The sequence below is a fragment of the Sphingobacterium psychroaquaticum genome (assembly GCF_004421025.1).
Taxonomy (GTDB): Bacteria; Bacteroidota; Bacteroidia; order Sphingobacteriales; family Sphingobacteriaceae; genus Sphingobacterium; species Sphingobacterium psychroaquaticum.
Genome location: NZ_CP038029.1, coordinates 3,905,888 through 3,924,058 on the forward strand (window position 1 = coordinate 3,905,888; position 18,171 = coordinate 3,924,058).

The 18,171-nt window shown below is 40.6% G+C and carries 16 protein-coding genes; 4 read left to right on the forward strand and 12 right to left on the reverse strand.

Annotation, left to right across the window (positions count from 1 at the left end):
* From E2P86_RS16100 to E2P86_RS16110, 3 genes are all read right to left on the reverse strand, one after another.
* Nucleotides 1–279: an acylphosphatase gene (locus E2P86_RS16100; RefSeq protein WP_085473211.1), complete on the reverse strand. Its 279-nt coding sequence runs from the start codon at nt 277–279 to the stop codon at nt 1–3.
* 40 nt (nt 280–319) lie between these two features.
* Nucleotides 320–1,486 carry an amidohydrolase family protein gene (locus tag E2P86_RS16105; RefSeq protein WP_085473212.1) on the reverse strand — a complete coding sequence of 389 codons (1,167 nt, stop codon included), beginning with the start codon at nt 1,484–1,486 and terminating at the stop codon, nt 320–322.
* Nucleotides 1,487–1,548: 62 nt separating this feature from the next.
* Nucleotides 1,549–2,313, reverse strand: a complete 765-nt coding sequence (locus E2P86_RS16110) for an endonuclease/exonuclease/phosphatase family protein (RefSeq protein WP_085473213.1) — start codon at nt 2,311–2,313, stop codon at nt 1,549–1,551.
* 147 nt (nt 2,314–2,460) lie between these two features.
* On the opposite strand from E2P86_RS16110, the gene ggt reads away from it, so the two are divergent.
* A complete protein-coding gene (ggt, locus tag E2P86_RS16115) occupies nt 2,461–4,155 on the forward strand; it encodes a gamma-glutamyltransferase (RefSeq protein WP_134433748.1) in 1,695 nt (564 codons plus the stop codon).
* Nucleotides 4,156–4,193: 38 nt separating this feature from the next.
* On the opposite strand, the gene E2P86_RS16120 is transcribed toward ggt, so the two are convergent.
* Entirely contained in the window at nt 4,194–5,513 is a 1,320-nt protein-coding gene (locus E2P86_RS16120) for a DNA recombination protein RmuC (RefSeq protein ID WP_134433749.1), read from the reverse strand.
* 305 nt (nt 5,514–5,818) lie between these two features.
* Complete coding sequence (locus tag E2P86_RS16125; RefSeq protein ID WP_085473215.1) at nt 5,819–7,006, reverse strand: formimidoylglutamase; 1,188 nt, start codon at nt 7,004–7,006, stop codon at nt 5,819–5,821.
* A 124-nt stretch (nt 7,007–7,130) separates the two neighbouring features.
* Between E2P86_RS16125 and E2P86_RS16130 the strand changes: the two genes are divergently transcribed.
* Nucleotides 7,131–8,096 (forward strand): SDR family NAD(P)-dependent oxidoreductase, encoded by a 966-nt coding sequence (locus E2P86_RS16130; RefSeq protein ID WP_134433750.1) that lies wholly within the window; start codon nt 7,131–7,133, stop codon nt 8,094–8,096.
* Between the two features lie 28 nt (nt 8,097–8,124).
* Nucleotides 8,125–9,420 (forward strand): HAD-IB family phosphatase, encoded by a 1,296-nt coding sequence (locus tag E2P86_RS16135; RefSeq protein ID WP_085473217.1) that lies wholly within the window; start codon nt 8,125–8,127, stop codon nt 9,418–9,420.
* Between the two features lie 258 nt (nt 9,421–9,678).
* Here the strand turns inward: E2P86_RS16135 and E2P86_RS16140 are convergent, their stop codons facing one another.
* The 7 genes from E2P86_RS16140 to E2P86_RS16170 all read right to left on the reverse strand — a co-directional run bounded on the left by E2P86_RS16140 (nt 9,679) and on the right by E2P86_RS16170 (nt 16,357).
* The gene (locus E2P86_RS16140) at nt 9,679–10,230 is read right to left on the reverse strand and encodes a 5-formyltetrahydrofolate cyclo-ligase (RefSeq protein ID WP_134433751.1); all 552 of its coding nucleotides are present in this window, start codon (nt 10,228–10,230) and stop codon (nt 9,679–9,681) included.
* A gap of 236 nt (nt 10,231–10,466) precedes the next feature.
* On the reverse strand, nt 10,467–11,027 hold the full coding sequence (gene efp, locus E2P86_RS16145; protein WP_085473218.1) for an elongation factor P: 561 nt from the start codon (nt 11,025–11,027) through the stop codon (nt 10,467–10,469).
* A gap of 138 nt (nt 11,028–11,165) precedes the next feature.
* On the reverse strand, nt 11,166–11,789 hold the full coding sequence (locus E2P86_RS16150; protein ID WP_085473219.1) for an ABC transporter ATP-binding protein: 624 nt from the start codon (nt 11,787–11,789) through the stop codon (nt 11,166–11,168).
* A 14-nt stretch (nt 11,790–11,803) separates the two neighbouring features.
* On the reverse strand, nt 11,804–12,601 hold the full coding sequence (lpxA, locus tag E2P86_RS16155) for an acyl-ACP--UDP-N-acetylglucosamine O-acyltransferase (RefSeq protein ID WP_085473220.1): 798 nt from the start codon (nt 12,599–12,601) through the stop codon (nt 11,804–11,806).
* Between the two features lie 5 nt (nt 12,602–12,606).
* Nucleotides 12,607–14,001 carry a bifunctional UDP-3-O-[3-hydroxymyristoyl] N-acetylglucosamine deacetylase/3-hydroxyacyl-ACP dehydratase gene (locus E2P86_RS16160; protein ID WP_206367978.1) on the reverse strand — a complete coding sequence of 465 codons (1,395 nt, stop codon included), beginning with the start codon at nt 13,999–14,001 and terminating at the stop codon, nt 12,607–12,609.
* A gap of 24 nt (nt 14,002–14,025) precedes the next feature.
* Nucleotides 14,026–15,069, reverse strand: a complete 1,044-nt coding sequence (gene lpxD / locus E2P86_RS16165; RefSeq protein ID WP_085473222.1) for a UDP-3-O-(3-hydroxymyristoyl)glucosamine N-acyltransferase — start codon at nt 15,067–15,069, stop codon at nt 14,026–14,028.
* Between the two features lie 43 nt (nt 15,070–15,112).
* Nucleotides 15,113–16,357 (reverse strand): HD domain-containing protein, encoded by a 1,245-nt coding sequence (locus tag E2P86_RS16170; RefSeq protein WP_134433753.1) that lies wholly within the window; start codon nt 16,355–16,357, stop codon nt 15,113–15,115.
* Nucleotides 16,358–16,597: 240 nt separating this feature from the next.
* Here E2P86_RS16170 and porX point away from each other — a divergent pair, with 240 nt between their 5' ends.
* Entirely contained in the window at nt 16,598–18,151 is a 1,554-nt protein-coding gene (porX, locus tag E2P86_RS16175) for a T9SS response regulator signal transducer PorX (RefSeq protein WP_085473224.1), read from the forward strand.
* Nucleotides 18,152–18,171 lie beyond the last annotated feature (20 nt).

Consider the following 18,171-nt stretch of genomic DNA (forward strand, 5'->3'; position numbering starts at 1 on the left):
TTATTTTAGCTTCTTGCGAACCACAAAGTCTTTGAATCCCTGTATTTCACCTTCAGTAGACGTTACATTTTCTACCTCTGCACGCTCTGGCCCCTCATCACAGAACTCCAACAACGAAGACAAGGCAAAATCATCTCCCTCAGCCGCTATATACACAGACCCGTCGGGTTGGTTTAGCGCAAAACCCTTTACGCCCAATTGATCGGCAACTGCTTTTACGGTAGCACGGAAATAAACTCCTTGCACCTTTCCTGTGACCACAATATCGAGATGTTTCATGGGGAGCAAACTTACCTAAATTTGTATAAAAAGCGAAAAACTAAACCAGACGACGTAAGGTAACAGAATCGACTAAATGTAAGTCTTCCATTCCTTCCAATAGTACCAATCCTGGACGCTTACCCACCTCGATAGATCCTAATTGTGCATCCAATCCCAAAGCTTTCGCCCCATTAATCGTCGCCCACTTTAACAATTGCAGAAAATCAATCTGGCTCACTTCTGCAGCGATGGCCTTCAATTCTTCCAGAATATTCAATGTATCATTGGATGCCAAACTATCCGTACCAATTACTATCCGATCGTTGCTTGGGATAAAATTCAATATCTTAGGTAATTTTCCCTCAATATAAAGGTTTGCTTTAGGACACAAACAATAATACACGTCCCGTCCTTGTCGCTGGACAAAATCGATATCTTTTAGCGAAGTGAACGTATTATGCACTAAAATTAATCTGTTGGACACCGGGGTATATGGCAAATACGATTGTATAGAGTTTCTAGCTTGCGCTTTAAAACTATCCGCATTCATGCCCATTTTTTCGTAAAACTTCAAGAAACCACCTGACTTATATCGAAATAATTTATTCTCTTCGTCACTTTCTTGGTTATGAATACTAAGGATATTGTCTGTCCCTACAACCTTACGAAAAGTCTTAAATAGCTCTTTCGAACATGAATAGGGTGCATGTGGTGTAATAGAAGCATTTGGTTCGAAGAAAAATTCAATATCACGAGCTCGATCAATTCGATTTTGCACTTCCTCTTTCACCAATCCCATAACCTCAACAAACGTGTGATATATGATTTTACTCTTTTTCTTTACTTGGACCGAATGGTCCGTATTCACATGATCGCCAACTGCTTGAATTCCGTTTTCATACATCATATGGTCGGCTTCAGCAATCTTATCCAAAATAACCTCTTGCGATTCCTCACGCATGGTCATCACTTCAGATAAAAACACAGGGAGTCCCATATTCCTTTTCGTCTTCCCTAGCATATGCGATAATTCGATATGGCAATGTGCATTCACAAAACCAGGAATTAGTACTCCTGCATAAAATTCCACCTCTACACCGTCAAGGTGAGGATCCCCCTCCTCATAAATTGCAATAATCGTCCCAGTATCGTCAAGAGCGACTACACCATTCCGAATAAGGGAACCAACTACGGGAGCAACCGTGCTTGCCGAAATATATCTCATTAACTTTCCTGCTATAAAATTGTATAAAAATAAAAAAAATTGACGGAAAACAAATAAATATACTATTGTGTAATATTCAACTCCGCAAATAAAGGTAAATGATCGGAACCGTAAGGCTCATTGAGAACACGATAATCGATCCATGAAAACTTGCTATGTTTCCCTACCATGATATAATCAATTTCAGTCCTAGGCTTTGTATTCGGAAACGTTGCTCCATTCTGTTTGGTATTACGAACAAAGAAATGTTCTAATAGTTGAATCGGTTCAGTTTCTGGCTCCGCATTCAAATCCCCAACCAAGATGAGCGGACGACTGTACCAATCACCTAATTCATTGATATACTTAGCTTGTTCTACTTTATTTTTCGCTTTCAGATCCAGGTGTGTATTTGCAAAAGAAATCTGCTTACCATTAGGCAATTCGACATCTACGATAGCTAAAGATCTATTTTCACTTGGCTCCACCATAGGCAAATCGTAACGTCGTTTTCCCACTATTTTATGCTTGCTCAAGATAAGTGTTCCGTATTCTCCTTTCTCTAAATCTATCCCTTTAGAAAAAAAATAATACATTCCCGTAAGTTCCGCTAACACTTTGGCCTGATCGATATTATTGGAGCGCGAAACATTCACATCAACCTCTTGTATACCCACCAGGTCTGCACCCGAAGCAACAATAATCTGCGCTATTTTTTCAAGATCAATCTTCCCAGGAATCTCGGGCGGATTTCCATGATGAATGTTATAGGATAAAACCTTAATGCGTTGCGCGTGTAATGCTCCCACACAGAGCAACAAGATTACGATAGTAAAGAACCTCTTCATACCTCCTAAATTAAGAACTTATATTGAAAAATAAGCAGATGATCGCTTGTATAGATTTGTTTATATTTATACACCGTAAAAGGAATCCTGAGATAATATGTGTTTCAACGCCTTTTTAAGAATAAAAACATCAAAAAAACCGAAAAAATGAAATTTATCACCACTACTCTGGCTTTTTTCTTTTTCATAATTTCTGAAAATACGCCACTAATAGGACAAGTAAATGTTCCAGCAAAAGAATTTCAGCAGGCGGCTGTTATCACGGCACATCCTTTAGCGTCGAATATAGGAGTCAATATCCTACAAAAAGGTGGCAACGCCGTCGATGCAGCAATTGCTGTTCAGTTTGCTTTAGCAGTTGTTTATCCTAACGCTGGAAATATAGGTGGAGGCGGATTTATGATATACCGATCAAAAAAAGGGGATATCGCAGCGCTCGATTTTAGAGAAACAGCGCCTTCCTTGGCTAGCCGGGACATGTATCTTGATACGGAAGGGAACCCAATTGTCGACAAAAGTTTATACGGTCAACTTGCCGCTGGTATTCCGGGTACCGTAGCGGGGATGGAAGAAGCGCATAAAAAATATGGCTCCCTTTCTTGGAAGGAATTACTCGCTCCAGCAATCGAATTAGCAAAAAATGGCTTTCAAATCACGGCTATGCAGGCAAATGAATTTAATGAGTATAAAGAAAAATTTGTAAAACACAACCCCAATTGGGCAGCTATTATTAGAGAAGAAAAATGGATTCCCGGAGCTACTTTTGTTCAAAAAGAACTTGCCGCTACGTTGGCTTTAATTGCGAAAAAGGGACGCGATGGTTTCTACAAAGGAAAAACAGCGGATCACATCGTCTCTGAAATGAATCGAGGTAACGGTATTATTTCATATAAGGATCTACGCAACTACAAAGCAATATGGAGGCAACCCATTGTTGGTATGTACAAAGATTATAAAGTAATCTCGATGCCTCCGCCATCTAGCGGAGGAATTGCCGTATTAGCATTATTACAATCCGTGGAAAAGTATCCCTTAGCGCAATGGGGCTTTCAGGCAGATAGCACTGTTCGCGCGATGGTTGAAGCAGAGCGTCGTATTTATGCCGATAGAGCAACATATTTGGGAGATCCGGACTTCTACAAAGTTCCGACATCATACCTCATAGACAAACAGCTTAATCAGGAACGGATGTCTACAATCGACCTCCGACAGGCGACACCAAGTGCTGAGGTTAAAGCCACAAAATTTCCAGGATATGAATCCGAACAAACGACGCACTTTTGTATTGTTGACAAAGAAGGAAATGCTGTTTCACTAACCACAACGATCAACGGTTCTTATGGCTCTTGTGTATGGGTTGACGGCGCAGGTTTTTTATTAAACAATGAGATGGATGATTTTTCGGTCAAACCAGGCGCCCCTAATATGTATGGGCTTCTGGGGGGCAAAGCTAATGCCATCGAAGGTGGAAAAAGAATGCTGAGTGCTATGTCCCCAACAATTATTGAACGTGAGGGGCAACTAAAAATGGTCGTTGGAACGCCAGGAGGATCGACTATTATTACATCAGTCTTTCAAGCGATATTAAATGTCTTGGAATTTGGGATGGATGCGCAAGCGTCTGTCAGTGCTCCTCGATTTCACCATCAATGGCAACCCGACAGAATTGATGTAGAGCAGGGTGCCATTTCGGAACAAGTACGTACAAGTTTAGAAAAAGATGGTTACCGCATCCATAAAAGAGGTAATATAGGTCGAATGGAAAATATCATCCGCCTACCAAACGGAAAATTACAGACCGGAGCAGATCATCGTGGAGATGACTACGCAACAGGTTATTAAGTAAAAGAAGAGTCCACCTTTAAAAGTGGACTCTTCTTTTATTCATCCAAAAACTTGCCATCAATCTTCTTGTTCGCTTTAGCGCCTAAAGCTTTGAGGTTTTCAACTTTCTTGATTACATTACCTGCCCCAGTGGACAGCTTCTTCATCGCATCTTGATGCTTCTCCCCCGCCCGCTGGATATATCCTTCTACTTGTTGCATATCTTGCAAAAAACCAACGAATTTATCGTAAAGTGCACCGGCTTCCTTGGCTATTTCCTGAACATTCCGATTCTGTCGTTCTTGCACCCATACACTCGCTATTGTCCGCAAAGTCGCTAACAGAGTGGAAGGGCTAACGATAACCACCTTACGGTCCCATGCATCAGAAAACAACTCTGGTCGCTCGCGTACCGCCGCACTTAAAGCCGACTCAATCGGCATAAACAGTAAAACAAAATCCGGAGAATGGATACCGTAGAGATGATGGTAATTCTTTGCAGAGAGATCACGCACATGCCCTTCAATGGATTGCACATGTTGCTTTATTAATTGAACTTGCTCTATCTCATCTTCACTATTTACCCAACGTTCATACGCCGTCAATGATACTTTCGAATCAATAACAAGGTGCTTTTCCTCGGGCAGAAGAATAATAGCATCCGGAATTTTACGCTTATCATCCTCCCTAAAAACGGACTGCAACGTATATTCTTGGTCCTTCACTAAACCCGAACGCTCTAATACCCGCTCGAGGATAATTTCGCCCCAATTTCCCTGTTTTTTATTGTCCCCTTTAAGCGCCTTACTCAGGCTATTCGCCTCATTTTTTATCAGTTGACTCTGTTGCATCAGCTGTTCCACAACACCTTTCAAAACGTGACGTTCTGCTGATTCTTGCTGATAGGTACGTTCCACCTTTTCCTCAAAAGTCTTGATCTTATCCCGTAACGGGTCTAAGATCTGACTCATATGCTGTTGATTTGTCGCTGTAAATTTTTGCGTCTTTTCATCCAATATTTTATTGGCCATATGTTGAAACTCCAACTGAAATTGTTCCCGCAGTCTCGACATTTCCAATCGTTGTTCTTGAAATTTCTCTTGCTGCGCTTGCAAATAGGCATTTGTACTCTCTAATGAACGCTCAAGACTCATACGATCCTCTCGCTCCTTTTCTAGACTATGCTCCAATTTATCATGACTAGCTGCGAGTACTTTCTCCCGTTCTTGGAATTTTGTCATTTCAAGAACAGCTGTATTTCGTTCTTGCTCAAGCTGCAAAAACAAACGCTTAGGCACCCGTTTTCCGTTTTGCAATAACAACACCACAACAAGAACCACCAACACAACAATACATGCTATAACAAATACATTCATTTTCTTCTTTTTTTGGAATATTTTGGCTTACGTCTTAAATCCGCTGTATTAGATCATGTCACATATGGTCAAGACTGCCGCGTCTTTCCCCCTCCCAGTGACGCCGTGAACGCAAGGAGCCTCTTAGAACAAAGCGTGGATCAACGTTGAACTAACAACTATCAACCACGAACAACAAACTATGAACTACAAACTACCTGGGCGACCACAAAGGTATCCCCTACAGCAAACGTCCCTTAATCAGTTTTAATCCTCAAGCTATAATCTAACAACTATCAACAACAAACTATGAACTACAAACTACCTTACTGTAACTTCTGATGCGTTTTCCACCATAGATCCGGCATATCTCCTGCCACCGCTAACTGGTAGTCCTCATAACGACATGGCACCCAATAGTACCGTTCATTAACAGATTTAGATCCGAAATATGGCACTTGCATCCACCAACGATCCGATTTTTTGCTTTTTACAAAAACTAGTTCGTAATCATCATTTTCTAAAGTCGTGCGATAGATTATATACGCCGATTTAGGCACTAAAGGAGCATCATTTTTACGGTTGTAATACCCATCGATAAAACACCAAATCATCTGCGCAACCAAGCTAGCTGTATGCCCCATCGGGTCAAAAGTCGGGTTATATTCATACAGACCAAAGGAGGAGCACTTATCAGACATACCCGCATAACGCGCCAACTGACATGCTTCATCTCCATACAATCCATTCGGGTTGGCATTTGCATTACCCGGTGCCTCTGAAGCACGAATAGCACCAATATCAAAGCTTACCATATCGGCCGCTCGAATCAGAGGTTCTGCCTGATCTAGCTTTCCGGCCATCATACCTATCCGCATTGTACTAAAGAACAGTTTATCATACATGTTAATAGACTCCTTACTCACTAAATAAGTTTGATAAGCCATATTACTCAGATTAAACAGATAGTCCGGCTGATGTAAAATGATATGATTGAGGTATGTATTAGAGTTCAATGCCGTATTATCTGCATTGTCTTGATCCAAATCAAAACGACTGTCAATAACGGCCACTTCCACACGTTGTTCTAACCCTTCGTAGCCCATGTATTGAGCGTATGTTAAGTCTTGGCCTCCGCCAATAATAATAGGTACAATATCCTGTTTTACTAACTCCTCTACGACCGTTTTAATTGCGAAATAAGTATCTGTAAGTGACTCTCCCGCCTTGATGTTACCCAAATCGGCAATCTTGACATTATAGTCGCCTTGATACAAATTATAGAGGTACTTGCGGACTGCATTAGCTGATTTTTTTGTTCCTTCGTTATTCACAGCTCCCCGTTCCTCTTCTACCCCAATTAGCACCAATTGAGGCTTCGTTTCCGGATCTTCAAGATCAGGGAATACATCTTCATACGCTTGAATACTCTTTCCAAACTGCGAGTTGTAAAAAGCCGATCCACTAATAAAATCTTGAACTGTGATGGGCGAAAAAAAGACCGATAAAGACATAAGTTTTGCGTTGTAGATTGTAAACTTAGATAAAAAAAAAGAAACAATCACCTACCTATTGTGCAATTCTGCTTTTAATAAGCTATTTTTGAAAAGGATAAGTTTTTAAAAATAAGTTAGCATTGTGATATTAGTTACTGGCGGAACAGGTTTTTTAGGGTCTACGTTAATTCAACAGCTCATTCAGGCGGGCCAATCCGTTACGGCCACAAAACGGAACGACTCTATTGTACCTTCCGGTCTGGAGAAACATCCGTTGGTACGTTGGGTAGAGGCCGATGTTACGGACTATTTTGCTTTATCGGACTTATTTACCGACATCCAAGAGGTGTACCATTGTGCGGCTAAGATTTCCTATCACAAAGAAGACTGGGACATGATGCTGCATGTGAATATTGAGGGGACCAAGCATATCGTTAACCTCTGCTTGGAGCACAACGCTCGCCTGGTACACGTCAGCTCCATCGCATCCTTAGGTAACAGCAAGAACAACGAACTAGTTGGGGAAAGTACTTTTTGGGACGAAGGTGCGCCACATTCCAAGTACTCCCTGTCGAAATACGAAAGTGAGATGGAGGTATGGCGAGGTATTGTTGAAGGACTTGATGCGGTCATTGTCAATCCCTCTGTCATTATGGGGGCCGGAACAGGAGACCGTGGTTCTGGAAAACTGTTTTCTGTGATACAAAAAGGATTACGAATCTATCCTTCTGGTAGTGTGGGTATCGTTGATGTTGAGGATGTGGCCAAAGTCATGGTTCTTTTGATGAACGATAAAAAAATCACCGGGGAACGTTTTATCTTAAACAGTGAAAACGTAAGTAATAAGCATCTACTGGAGCAAATTGCTGTTTTATTAGACAAACCTGCACCAACAATCCAAGCCAAGCCATTCATGATGAGTATTGCATGGCGTGCCGCTAAACTGGCAGCCTTATTCAGTAATAAGCAACCAACGCTTACGCGGGAAACAGCCAAAGCATCCTCCGCCAAGCTAGCCTTTTCCAATAAAAAGATCAAAGATATTATCGGATACACCTTTAAACCCGTAGATATAACTTTGAAAGAAATGAGTTTAGACTACAAATAACAAACTATAACAATCAACCTTAACCACCGTGAAAAATTATTACATCATTGATTTCGACAGTACATTTACACAAGTCGAAGCCTTAGATGAGCTAGCAAAAATATCGCTAGAAAACCATCCAGAAAGAGATAACATATACAAACAGATCGAGGATTATACCAACTTAGCAATGGATGGTAAGATCTCTTTTCGAGAAAGTTTAGCTGGCCGGGTAAAGCTTTTAAACGCGAACAAATCGCACCTAGACAAGCTCGTGAGTCAACTCAAGAAAAAAGTATCGCGTTCCTTTGAGCGGAACAAAGAGTTCTTTAAGGAAAATTCGGATACCGCTTGGATTGTCTCAGGAGGCTTTAAGGAGTTTATTACACCTGTTGTCACGCCCTATCATATCAAAAAAGAAAATATTTACGCCAATACCTTTAAATTTGACGAAGAAGGAAATATTATCGGTTACGATGAGACAAATCCTCTATCCGATGAAGGAGGTAAGGTTAAGCTGCTTAAGGAACTAAATATTGCTGGTCGTATTTTTGGCATTGGAGATGGTTACTCAGACTTCCAATTGAAGGAGTCTGGCTTAATTGAGAAATTTTTTGCCTTCACGGAGAATATTGCACGTAAAAGTGTGACCGAGAAAGCAGATCACATCACGCCAAGCTTCGACGAGTTTCTATATGTCAATGACTTACCTCGCGCAATCTCGTACCCAAAGAACCGTATCCTTTGTCTTATTATTGGAGATGTACCTGAAATCGCTGTACACATTCTCAAAAGAGATGGCTTTTCTGTGCGCATCAAAGACAATTTCGAAGAGAAATATACCAAAGACGTCGGCTTGTTGCTTGTAGCAGACGGCATTACGATTGATGATGATCAATTAGCAAGAGCCGATAAATTAAAGACAATTGGTTACCTAGGCGATGCGAAAGCGCATATCAGTAAAAAGATATGTACCGAGAAAGGAATTGTGGTTTTTGATGACAAGAAAAACAAGAAGCGGAATTCGGAATTTATTCCACGCCGTATGGCCGATTTTATTAATAATGGAGATACGTACATGAGTCGTAATTTCCCGAATTTGATCTTACCGAAGCTCACACAGGCACACCGCTTATTACATATCCACAAAAATGTACCCGGAATTATGGCGCAGATAAATAATGCCTATGCCGAAAACAATATTAATATTATCTCTCAGTTTCTGATGACCAAAGGGGACATCGGTTATGCCGTTACGGATATACACACGGCTTATGACAAGAAACTTATTAAGCAGCTGAAACAAATTGATAACACAATAAAATTCAGGATCTTATACAAATAAAAAAAACTGCATAAAGGAAATTATTTTTCATTTCAATCCTAAGAAATGAGGATTCGACTATTCTCTTATGACAAACACAATTAGACAGCCACGTCCTTGCGAGAAGCGCTTCGACGTGGCTTTTTCGTTTTGGCCGTTCTCGATTTATCGTAGAAAATCGGAGGGAGTTTTAAAATCGTGTGATTATACAAATAATAATCAGCGATCATCATATTCTGCACCAGAATAACACTGATACTGTGAGTTCCTTCCCCTTACTTAAGGCGTAATCAAAACGTCCAAGGGCACATCATATTCATTAACATCATCGATCTGTTCAACAGGAGGAAACAGCGACAAGCCAATTTTTAAACAATCCGGACGACATTTCGCAAGGAAACGATCATAGAATCCTTTTCCGTAACCTACGCGATTTCCGGCTTTGTCAGCAACAAGCAACGGAATGATAACCGCATCGATAAGCTTTTCGTCGACTGACTCTCCTTCTTGTGGCTCCAAAATACCCCATTTATTTTCTAATAATTCGCGTCGCTCCGTAAACAGATAATGTGACATACTTGAATCATCCGGGTTAGAACGGCTAACTACAATTTTAAGTGCCGGATAATGTTGTCGTAACCAATCCATAAAAGGCCACGTATCAATCTCACGCATCCGTTGTATGGGTATATATAAGTGTATATACGTCACATCATTCCAGGAATGCTTCTTCAGCTGAGCCAATACCCGTTCGCTCCGAGAAACAAAATCATCCGCAGACATCAACTGTCGTTCTTTCTTGTAATATATACGTAACCCTTCTTTATCCATGTTTTTTAATATATGGTATAACTCTTACCGTTAAACCTACTCTGTATTAACCGATAACAACCGGCCACAAAATTTAACTGCGTTGAGCCCTTCGGGGTTTGTGGCTCTTCTAACTACTAACTCCTCTCTACCTTCTACCAACTACTCCCGACTAACTACTTCCTGCTTTCTTCCAAAAAAAACGGCCTTGCGCTGGGAAGCTAACAAGACCGAATAATCAACCTAAACCTAATATTTTATTTAACACGTTCGATATAATCACCAGTACGTGTATCAACTTTTACTTTATCGCCCTGATTGATAAACAAAGGGACTCTAATTTCAACACCTGTCTCTACTGTTGCTACTTTAAGTGCATTTGTAGACGTATCACCTTTTACAGCAGGCTCTGAATATGTGATTTCCAACTCTACTGTTGCTGGAGCTTGCGCCATAATAGGCTCTTCGCTTTCGAATGCAATGATCACATTCATACCTTCTTTCAAGAATCGTGCCGAATCTCCGAACAGATGTTTTGGGATATTGAACTGTTCATACGTATTGTTATCCATCACAACGAAAAAGTCAGCATCATCATATAAATACTGGTAATCGTTTGTTTCCACACGCGCAATAGTTACCTCTTCGTCCGTTCTAAAACGGTATTCCACAAGTTTTCCTGTTTTTACGTTTCGCATACGCGCTTGGTAAAAAGCACGCAAGTTCCCTGGTGTACGGTGGATAAACTCCTCTACAGACACCAATTCTCCGTTAAAACGAAGTATATTTCCTGATTTTACTTCAGATGCTTTCGACATAATGAATTTTTCGTTTATTATGCAAAAATAATAAATATAGTGCGCTTTTGAAAATGAATAGTTTATTGAGCTAGAGGCATATCTTACCTCAAATAGGGAACAAGAAAACTCCCCGTAAGAAACCTGACTGGGGAAAGGTTATTTAAAATCAAGTATATGCAATTGCTCATCGCAAAAGCTATACTCTTTTTCTTGATTAGAGCCAACAAGGAGCATTCTGTTGGCATCAATTGTCTGCTGGATTAGATCTAAGTACCAGTCTTCTCCTGGACGATCTAAGTTACTCGTAGGTTCATCAAGAAGTACAATAGGCGTATCCGAACAGCACGCAAGCGCCAATTTGACCCGCTGTTTCATTCCGGAAGAAAAAAAACGAATCTCTTTATCAAGCGCTTTCTCAAGTCCCAATATGTCAATTAACCGATCGTAATTAAACCCGGTGGCATAATTTTTAAATTTAAAATGGAAGGCCAACATTTCCTGTAGTGTAAACTCTTCCAGAAGTTCCACATAAGGTGCTGCAATAGACAAATGTTCATAGATATTATCAGCCTCAACCGTCGTTTGTTCTTCGGTTTTATAGACCACCGTTCCTTCACTGGGCGAAAGACTACCAGAGACAACCTTGAGTAAGGTTGACTTACCCGATCCATTTGGACCAAGCACCGCATATTTTTTTCCAATGGAGAAGGTATAATCCAAGTGGCGAAAAATCCACTCCTTATTATACCTTCGCCCTGTGTTTTGTAAAGTTATATTCAATAAACAGCCCTTTTCTATAATGTTGACGCTTTCCCTTGATTAAACCCTTTAATTACTCCACGATTCGAATTCCGAACAAAAGATAATATCTCGTCTCGGATTTCTGTTGGGGTAAACTCTGCCTCGATCAAATCTAATGCTTTCGTTAGATTTCTATTTTGCACAAATAGAACACGGTAGATATCTTGTATTTCGGTAATCTGTTCAGCAGTGAATCCGCGTCTACGCAATCCCACCGAGTTGATACCAGCATACGCGATAGGTTCACGCGCGGCCTTAATAAATGGAGGAACATCTTTACGAACCAATGTACCACCGGTCACAAAGGCATGCGAACCAATCTGGCAAAACTGATGGACAGCCACCATACCCGCTAACACAACGTAATCACCTACCGTTATATGGCCTGCCAGCGTACTGGAATTTGAAAAAATACAGTAATCGCCGACGATACAATCGTGCGCAATATGGCTATATGCCTGAATAAGACAGTTCTTACCGACAACCGTTTTGTAACGATCTTTGGTCCCTCTATTGATAGTTACACATTCGCGGATCGTGGTATTATCACCAATCTCACATGTTGTAACCTCACCTTCAAACTTAAGATCTTGTGGCTCTCCGGAAATAACTGCTCCTGGGAAAATTCGACAATTTTTCCCAATTCGTGCTCCATTCATAATGGTCACGTTTGATCCAATCCATGTGCCCTCTCCAATCTCCACATCTTTATGGATGGTAGAAAAAGGTTCTACCACCACATTTTGGGCGATCTTAGCTTCCGGATGGATATATGATAGCGGTTGTATCATTCCTATTAATTTTTAACTTTTACGATCTGAGCCATTAACTCAGCTTCACTTACAATCTTATCTCCCACCATACCAACACCTTTCATACGTGCAATACCACGACGAATAGGCTCAATCAATTCACAGCTAAAGATAATGGTATCTCCAGGTGTTACCTGATTCTTAAAACGAGCATTTTCTATTTTTAAGAACAAGGTCAAGTAATTTTCAGGATCAGGAACCGTATTTAATACTAATATACCACCTGTCTGCGCCATAGCTTCAATCTGCAATACACCTGGAAACCACGGTGCACCCGGAAAATGTCCCATGAATAAATCTTCATTCATCGTTACATTTTTCAGACCTACAACATGTGTATCCGAAAGCTCTAAAATTTTATCAATCATCAAAAACGGTTGACGATGTGGTAAAATTTTCATGATCTGCACCGTGTCATAAACTGGCGGCGTATTTGGATCGTATACTTTAACGTTTTTCCTGTTTTTATCCTTTTTAATTTGCGCTTTTATTCGCTTAGCAAACGCAGCATTCGCAGCATGCCCTGGACGAGCAGCCATGATATGCCCTTTTAATGGACGTCCCACCAATGCCAAGTCGCCGACCATGTCCAACAATTTATGTCTTGCTGGCTCATTTTGGTAACGCAGTTGTATGTTATCTAAAATACCTTCACTTGCTACTTCTACAGACTTGTTAAACAAGGTCGAAAGCTTATCGAGTTCCGCTTTGCTAACCTCTTTATCAACGATTACAATAGCGTTAGATAAATCACCACCCTTGATTAAGTTGTTGTTCAACAAGGCTTCTAGTTCATGCAAGAAACAGAATGTTCGAGAACTTGAAATTTCCTGAATAAACTCCGTAATATTGCTGATTGACGCATGCTGACTACCCAATACTGGTGAATTAAAGTCAATCATACAAGTCAAACGGTAACCATCTAAAGGCATAGCAATAAGCTCAACCTTACGGTCTTTTTCCGCATAAGAAATGTTGTCTTTAATTTCGTAGTAATCTCGATCCGCTTCCTGCTCCACAAAGCCTACTTCCAGCAAGCGATCTACAAAAACTTTAGAGCTACCATCCAAAATTGGCACTTCAGGACCATCAATTTCAATCAAAACGTTATCAACCTGCAAACCTACTAAGGCCGCCATTAAGTGTTCGATTGTACTTACAGATGCTCCATTTTGTGAAATCGTTGTCCCTCTAGATGTATCCGTCACATTGTCCGCATCAACTGCGACTATAGGTCCTCCTTCCAGGTCAACTCTTTTGAATTTATACCAATGAAACTCTGGTGCAGGTTTTATAGTCATATTTACAGCTTGACCTGTATGCAGACCAATTCCTGAAATAGAAATTTCGGATTGTATAGTCCTTTGTTTTACATTCATATCTAACATTCTATTTTGCAATAATTAAGGCGTTTCATTTTTTAGGTCCCGTATCACGAACTCCAACTCGGAGATGCGTTTCTCTATGGAAGGTAACTTCGCATAAAACACATGGGAGCGTAAGTTGCTGCTATAGGGCAAAGACGGTGTCCCACCCCACTTTTTATTTTCTTCGACAATCGATCTATTAACGCCCGATTGTGCTTGTATCTGCGATCCAGAGGCAATCTGAATATGACCAACTAACCCCACTTGTCCACCAAGGATAACATTCTCTCCAACCTTAGTGCTTCCTGAGATACCTGTTTGCGCGGCTGCAACCGTATTCTTTCCAATCTCCACATTATGTGCAATTTGGATAAGATTATCCAATTTCACACCTTGACGAATGACTGTTGACCCCATGGTCGCGCGATCAATAACGGTATTCGCACCAATTTCCACATCGCTCTCCAAAATCACGTTCCCAATCTGTGGCACTTTATTGTATGAGCCATCCTTCTGGGGCGCAAAACCAAAGCCATCACTACCCAAAACAACGCCTCCATGTATCACCACGCGATCCCCAATTTTGGTATCATAATAAACTTTGACTCCAGGAAAGAGAACACAATCATCTCCTATAGTAACATTGTCACCCACAAACACTTGTGGATATATTTTTACATTATTACCAATCTTCACATCCTTACCAATATACGAAAAGGCTCCGAGATATATCCCCTCTCCTAGCTGCGCACTTTCATGCACAAATGAGGGTTCCTCCCGTCCAATTTTCTCATTTCGCAACTGATGATATATTTTCAATAACTCAGAAAAAGCAGAGTACGCATCCTTCACACGGATAAGCGTCGCACGGACTGGCTTAGCCAACTGTAAATCTTCATTTACAATAACAATAGAAGCCCCCGTATCATACAGGAAATGCTCGTACTTTGGGTTTGCCAAAAAAGACAAACACCCTTCCGTGCCCTCTTCTATTTTAGCCAGCTGACTAACAACCACTTCCGGGCTACCTTCTACCGTGCCTCCTAACAGTGTTGCGATTTGATTTGCAGTAAATTGCATCTTACAAATGTATACTTTTTCTTAATTATTTCTTATCACTTTCTTAAAGATGGCCGAATACCAATCCAACCTCTTTGGGATAGGAAATCGCATATTTTTCTACGCTCTTGGCCAAGGCCTCTAGGTTTGATAAATCCGAAGCTTCCGTAATATCTTGTACTACCCCTTGCTTATTTAATATTTTAATATTGTTTTGCTTCAGATCGTATGCGCTATTGCGCACTACCTGCGTATAAACAAAGTAATCGACTTCCTCTTCAGTCAACCCAAAATGCGCTTTAACTTTTGCCCGAACCTGCTTCACCTCTTCCTCTGAGAAACTCGCATTACGCAATTCGGTACGCAACAAATTACGCTGCATCAGCTTCGTACACAACACGCGAAGGATTTTATCCTCTCCAAATGCCCATTCTTTGACGGCCGAAAGGATATCGGTATCGTCCAAACGCATAAAATTGGTCAAGTGTACCGGGTCTTCCAAAAAATTATGAATATCAACTTTATTCGTTAAGAAATGTCGTAACGCTTGCGTTGCAAATAACGACGCGCCTTGTGCACTAATTTCTTTTGCCCGTGCTAGAATCTTAATCAACATCAGCTCTGCGCCAATAACCGTTTTATGCAGGTATACCTGCCAGTACATCAACCGCCGCGCAATCAAAAATTTCTCAACCGAATAAATCCCTTTTGCCTCCACCACCAATTCATCATTGTATACATGCAGCATTTTGATGATGCGATCAAACGATATTACCCCTTCGGAAACACCCGTAAAGAAGCTATCCCGATTGAGGTAGTCCATACGGTCAGTATCCAGCTGGCTCGACACAAGCTGATGAAAGAATTTGCGCGGATACTGATCATTGAAAATCGTTATCGCCAAGGTCAGTCTACCTTCAAACTCTTCGTTCAGCTTATCCATTAACAAAGCTGATATCATTTCATGTGAAACACCCTCGATCAAGGTGTGTTCTAATGAATGTGAAAAAGGACCATGTCCAATATCATGCAACAAAATTGCTGCCAACGCTGCTTCCTCCTCTTCCGGAGAAATCTCCACATCTTTACTTTTTAATGTATCGATTGCGAGACTCATCAAATGCATCGCCCCTACCACATGTTGAAAGCGCGTATGCAAAGCACCCGGATAAACCAGGTGCGTCATACTCACTTGTTTAATGTAGCGAAGACGCTGAAGATAAGGATGCTGAACAAGATCGAAAATAAAAGCCGATGGAATTGATACAAATCCATATACGGGGTCATTAATGATCTTCTTCTTATTCAACTTTCACAGTATTTATACAAATTAATTACCTTTGGTAAAGGCGCATTTTTCGATTATAAAAGAACACACACTTTACCAAAACGAATTTAGGCGCAAAGATAAGTAGAATGAAGTTAATTAATGTTAAAAACGAGGCGAAACTTTCCTTTTTGACTATTTTAGTTTGCGGTTCAATTTCTACGCACCTCGCTTGAACCATGAACGCATAAAGCAGATACGTGCTAAACAGAACAGAATAAGATGCAAAAAACACATATACTTTGGGCCGATGATGAAATAGAATTCTTGAGACCGCATATATTGCTACTCGAGGAGCGCGGTTACCGCGTAAAGACGGTAAACAATGGCAATGACGCGGTTGATGCTTTTCAAAACGAGCCCTTTGACTTGGTTTTTTTGGATGAAAATATGCCTGGTAAAACCGGACTTGAAACTTTAGCAATCCTAAAAACTATTAACCCAAGCATTCCAACTGTTCTGGTAACAAAAAACGAGGAAGAGCATCTGATGGAAGATGCCATTGGCTCTAAAATTGACGACTATCTGATCAAACCGGTCAATCCCAAGCAAATTCTTTTGACCATCAAAAAATTCACAGAGAACAGACGTCTGGTGAGCGAAAAGACATCAATGGCCTATCAGCAAGAATTTCGTACGCTTGGCATGACCATCAACGATGATCTCGATCATCTACAATGGGTAGAAGCTTACAAAAAATTGATCTACTGGGAACTTTCTTTACAAAAACTCGAAGATGCAGGAATGCATGAAATTCTTACCATGCAGAAATCTGATGCCAATACATTGTTCTCAAAATTTATCGAGAAGAATTACATCAATTGGATACAGCAAAAAACCGAAGGCCCTATACAATCTCACCAACTATTCAAGAAGAAAGTTTTTCCGGCCTTACAAAATGACCGTCCGACATTTTTCTTTTTAATCGATAATTTACGTTATGATCAATGGAAAATGATTAATGATGTAATGACAGATTATTACCGCCTAGAGGAAGAAGACGCTTATTACAGCATCCTACCTACAGCGACGCAATATGCACGTAACGCCATCTTTAGTGGGCTTACCCCCCTAGAAATGGAAAAGCGATTTCCAAACTTGTGGCAAAATGACGAAGATGAAGGCGGAAAGAACATGCATGAGGATAAATTTCTTGCGGATCAAATAAAAAGATTGTATCGTCGTGAAATCAAACACTCGTACAACAAGATATTAACGCTAGAACAAGGTAAAGATATTGCGGATTCTATTAGCAACCTGATGCAAAATGATTTGAATGTGCTAGTCTATAATTTTGTGGATATGCTTTCGCACGCGCGGACCGATATGGCAATGATTAGAGAACTAGCTAATGATGAAGGAGCCTACCGATCACTTACACTGTCGTGGTTTGAACATTCGCCTCTTCTGGACACATTAAAATGGCTAGCCCAACGTAATGTCCGTGTGATCATCACAACAGACCATGGAACAATCCGCGTTAAAAGACCAAGCAAGATCGTTGGAGACCGTAATACGAATACCAACCTGCGATATAAACAAGGTAAAAACCTTAACTACACCAACAAGGAAGTATTTGTCATCAAAAATCCGCATGATGCGCAATTGCCTAAACTACATGTTAGCTCTTCTTTTGTCTTCTCTAAAGATGATTACTTCTTTGTGTACCCGAACAACTATAATCACTTTGTAAATTATTACAATGGTACGTTTCAGCATGGCGGCATCTCTTTGGAGGAGATGATTATTCCGTATGCTGTTTACAGCCCAAAGTAAAGCAGTTATAGTAAGAAAAC

Excerpts from the sequence above, each read along its gene's own strand:
- E2P86_RS16100 (WP_085473211.1), bottom strand. The coding sequence starts at position 279 with ATGAAACATCTCGATATTGTGGTCACAGGAAAGGTGCAAGGAGTTTAT.
- E2P86_RS16110 (WP_085473213.1), bottom strand. The coding sequence starts at position 2,313 with ATGAAGAGGTTCTTTACTATCGTAATCTTGTTGCTCTGTGTGGGAGCA.
- lpxD (WP_085473222.1), bottom strand. The coding sequence starts at position 15,069 with ATGCAATTTACTGCAAATCAAATCGCAACACTGTTAGGAGGCACGGTA.
- E2P86_RS16120 (WP_134433749.1), bottom strand. The coding sequence starts at position 5,513 with ATGAATGTATTTGTTATAGCATGTATTGTTGTGTTGGTGGTTCTTGTT.
- lpxA (WP_085473220.1), bottom strand. The coding sequence starts at position 12,601 with ATGATACAACCGCTATCATATATCCATCCGGAAGCTAAGATCGCCCAA.
- E2P86_RS16105 (WP_085473212.1), bottom strand. The coding sequence starts at position 1,486 with ATGAGATATATTTCGGCAAGCACGGTTGCTCCCGTAGTTGGTTCCCTT.
- E2P86_RS16140 (WP_134433751.1), bottom strand. The coding sequence starts at position 10,230 with ATGGATAAAGAAGGGTTACGTATATATTACAAGAAAGAACGACAGTTG.
- porX (WP_085473224.1), top strand. The coding sequence starts at position 16,598 with ATGCAAAAAACACATATACTTTGGGCCGATGATGAAATAGAATTCTTG.
- E2P86_RS16125 (WP_085473215.1), bottom strand. The coding sequence starts at position 7,006 with ATGTCTTTATCGGTCTTTTTTTCGCCCATCACAGTTCAAGATTTTATT.
- E2P86_RS16160 (WP_206367978.1), bottom strand. The coding sequence starts at position 14,001 with ATGAATGTAAAACAAAGGACTATACAATCCGAAATTTCTATTTCAGGA.
- ggt (WP_134433748.1), top strand. The coding sequence starts at position 2,461 with ATGAAATTTATCACCACTACTCTGGCTTTTTTCTTTTTCATAATTTCT.
- efp (WP_085473218.1), bottom strand. The coding sequence starts at position 11,027 with ATGTCGAAAGCATCTGAAGTAAAATCAGGAAATATACTTCGTTTTAAC.